4 protein-coding genes are annotated in these 3,540 nt (G+C 63.1%); all 4 read right to left on the bottom strand.

Annotated features, from left to right (window positions below; genetic code table 11):
* On the bottom strand, positions 1-288 hold a 288-nt coding region (locus WAW17_RS29635; RefSeq protein ID WP_422336423.1), incomplete at its 3' end, for a metal-dependent hydrolase.
* Positions 285-1,241, bottom strand: coding sequence for an alpha/beta fold hydrolase (locus WAW17_RS29630; RefSeq protein WP_422336422.1), 957 nt, complete (start codon positions 1,239-1,241; stop codon positions 285-287). The genes WAW17_RS29630 and WAW17_RS29635, both read right to left, overlap by 4 nt.
* The gene (locus WAW17_RS29625; RefSeq protein WP_422336421.1) at positions 1,238-2,785 is read right to left on the bottom strand and encodes a flavin-containing monooxygenase; all 1,548 of its coding nucleotides are present in this window, start codon (positions 2,783-2,785) and stop codon (positions 1,238-1,240) included. Before WAW17_RS29625 ends, WAW17_RS29630 begins: the two co-directional genes overlap by 4 nt.
* A gap of 154 nt (positions 2,786-2,939) precedes the next feature.
* Positions 2,940-3,540, bottom strand: a 601-nt coding sequence (locus WAW17_RS29620; RefSeq protein WP_422336420.1) for a helix-turn-helix domain-containing protein, incomplete at its 5' end; no start/stop codon positions are given.

Here is a 3,540-nt window from a genome sequence, read left to right as displayed (position 1 = left end):
GTCCTGTACCCCCTGATGGGAGGCGGCGTGGACGCCTTCCTGGCCGATGAACCCGACGACGTCCTCGTGTAGCTGATCGTCCTGAATCATCGGCAGAACCTCGCTGAAGACCTTCACGAACCAGCGCTCGCCTTCGGGGAGCAGGAGATGAAGGACGTTGATGTAGTGCGAGGAGAAGCGCTCACCCGGAATCCACTCGAACGGCAAACCGGCCCAATTGAACTTCACGTTGCGGGCGTGAAGCGCGACCTTGCTGGGGTCGCTGTGGCGCTGTGGTGTCATGGTCATCTCGAATCTCCGTTCTGGTGCTTCACTCCGGTGTTGATGAACTCGGTGACGAGGGTGGTGATCAGGGTGGGGTTCTGCTCCACCACCCAGTGGTTGCCCGGGATTTCGCGTGTACGCAGGCTGTCCACGAACGGCTTTGGTGCTTCGAGTCCGAGCGGAACGGTGACATGGGCGTCGTCGGTCGGGGCGAGGACCTGCACCGGACACACCGCGCGGCTGGGTCGTGGGGTGAGCAGGTGGCGAAAGTTGGCGCGGTACAACTCGATTCCGTTGATCGCGTCGCGTCGGTGCCGGCGCCCGGCCGGAGGTCGCCGGTCGGCGGGGACGCCGATGCTTTCGGATCGGGAGACCATTTTCTCGACGACACCGCGCCGTACCAGCAATTCGGGGAGGAACGGCAGTTGGAACGCGAAGATGTACCAGGAGTCGGCGAGTTGACGGAGGAAATCGCGTGGGTGACGGTGCCCACGCCGCAACCAGGCGCCGGCCATGTCCAGGCTCGGCCCGGAGATGGACGTGAACGACGCGAGTTTGCATGCGAACGCTGGATCAGTGGCAGCGGACCAGCTTTGGATCGATCCCCAGTCGTGTGCGATCAGATGGACAGGTGCGTCGGGGCTCGTCAAGGAGATGACGGTGGCGAGATCGTCGCGCAGTTGGGACATCGCATACCCGTCCCGCTTGGCGGGTTGGCCTGATGCTCCGGTACCGCGCACGTCGTATGTGACGATGTGGAAGTCGCCGGCCGCCAGAGCGATTGCCGGTTCCCAGACCGAGTGGTCGTCGGGAAATCCATGGACGAACAGTGCCGTGGGCCGATCGCTGTTGCCGTACTCGTAGATCGCGAGCTTGACGCCGTCGGTGGCATCGGCGAATCGCGTCGGATCACCTGGCTGGTCGGCATTGTTGGCGATGAGTATCGGGGTCTCAGGTGTGGTCGATGCGTTCGTCACTGGACGGTCTCCTTGACTTGTTCGGTGGCGTCGTCCGTGAGGTCGGCGGCAGGTGAGGTGGCCGACGTGAAGCGAAGCTCGGGGTCGTTGATCGGGTCCTTGCCGAGGACGATCCGGTCGCGGTTGAAGTCCTGGGGGGCCTGCCACGGTCCATTGATGCCCTGCTTGGGGAACAAGTGCATCGCCCGGTTGATGTAGCCCGCGTCGAATTCGATGAATCGCTTGACCGGCATCGAGCTGTCGGAGACGACGGGTACGACGCTGGAGTAGCCGTTCTCGCTCATGTGGTCGAGAAGTCGGCAGAACCACTGTGCGACGAGGTCTGCCTTGAGAGTCCACGAGTGGTTGACGTACCCGACGGTGAACGCGAAGTTCGGGAGATCGCTCACCATCACGGTCTTGTAGATCACGTGGTCGGGTAGGTCGATGTGCCGGCCGTCGACCGCGAATGCGATCTTTCCGAAGGGCACCATCTTCAGACCCGTAGCGGTGACGATGATGTCGGCGTCGAGCCGCGTACCCGATTCGAGTTCGATCCCGGACTCGATGAACCGCACGATCTTGTCGGTGACAACCGAGGCGCGGCCCTTCGCGATTGCTGTGAACAGGTCGCCGTCGGGGACCATGCACATGCGCTGGTCCCACGGGTCGTATTCCGGATGGAAGTGGGTATCGACGTCGAAGCCCTCCGGGAGCGCGGCGGCCGTGATCTTGCGGACGAGTGCCCGAGCCTGCCGAGGGAATTTCCGGCTGCCCTTGTAGACAAGGTTCCCTTTACGAATGCTGATTTCGCGGGCGATCGAGTAGGCAGTCTTCTCGGGGAGGATCCGTCGGAGAGTGTTCGCGATCGGATCCTTGCGCGGGATGGGGATCACGTACGACGGGGACCGCTGCAGCATTGTGACGTGCTCGGCGTTCTCTGCAATCGACGGCAGAAGAGTGACCGCGGTGGCGCCACTTCCGATGACCACGACCTTCTTGCCCGAGTAATCGAGGTCCTCGGGCCAATGCTGCGGGTGGATGATCTGTCCCTCGAAGTCATCACGGCCCGCGAACTCCGGCGTGAAACCCTCGCCGGCGTCGTAATAGCCGGCGGCCGAGAACAACATCGACGCGGTCACGTCGTGTCGGACTCCGTCGCTGACACGCTCGAGTGTGACCACCCAACGCTGTTCCGGTGTCGAGAAATCCGCCTGGACAACCTTGAAGCCGAGATGGATGTGGCGCTGAAGATCGTTCTCGCTGACGGTCTCCTGGAGGTAGTCGAGGATCTCGTGGGCGTCGGCGATCGAGTTCTCGCGGCGCCACGGCTTGAAACCGAAACCATACGCCTGCAGATCTGAATCCGAGCGAATCCCCGGGTAACGGAACAGATCCCACGTGCCGCCGATCGAGTCCCGCGCATCGACGATCGCAAAGGTTCGGCCGGGCTGCGAATGCTTCAGGTTGTATCCCATCCCGATCCCGGCCAGGCCGGCGCCGACGACGAGGACGTCGACGTGATCGAAAGCGACGCCCGAATCAGGCGCAGGGTTTGGCGGCATGTCAACTCCCGTAGTTGAGCGTTCTTGTGACGTGGCATACGAGTGTCGCAAGTAGTCCGGGTTAATACTTGCCTTCAGGCGACATAGATTTGCCATTTGGCGACAGTGACTCGTTCGACGATTGCGGGTGGAGGCGTCGGTTTGGCGCGCCGACCTAGAGGATCGGGTCCTCCGGGCGGCTACCGCGGCGCTGTTTCAGCAGGGCGCGCGGCGATTCGCCGTACCAGCGGCGGCAGGCACGGGTGAAGCTGCTCTGCTCGGCATAGCCCAGGGCCGAGGCGATCTGCGAGGCCTGCAAGCCGGTTGCGGCGAGTTCCCAGGCTGTCGCCCGTCGAACATCGTCGAGAATTTTCTCGAAGGTGATGTCTTCGGCCGCAAGTTCGCGTTGGAGCGTGCGCTCGTGCAGCGACACCGCTCGGGCCACCTGACTGAGGCCGGCCTCGCCGACCAGGAGTAGGCGCCGCGTAACGTCGCGGACATGTTCAGCCAGTGCCACGCCTGAATGGACACGGGCCAGGTACTCCCGCGCGAGGGTGAGCGCGGCTTCGTCGCGATCCTTGATGGCGCGGGTGAGGTGCGCCGGCGACAGGTGGATGGTGTTCTGGACCTGGCTGAACTCCACCGGGCATGAGAAGATATCAAGGTAGGACTCCAGCGGTGCGAGCCGCTCATGTTGGAACGTAGCCTTTATCGGCCCGAGTCTGTCGCCCATCATGACGTTGATGGCGTTCATCGCCAGCGCCTGGTTCTTCTCC

The sequence above is a fragment of the Rhodococcus sp. (in: high G+C Gram-positive bacteria) genome, from assembly GCF_049286785.1.
GTDB lineage: Bacteria > Actinomycetota > Actinomycetes > Mycobacteriales > Mycobacteriaceae > Rhodococcus_F.
The sequence above is the reverse complement of the archived record's forward strand: the minus strand, read 5'-3'. Positions and strand labels throughout refer to the sequence as shown.

Bases quoted from the DNA above. Each gene is read 5' to 3' on its own strand.
- WAW17_RS29625 (WP_422336421.1), bottom strand. From the start codon at position 2,785: ATGCCGCCAAACCCTGCGCCTGATTCGGGCGTCGCTTTCGATCACGTC.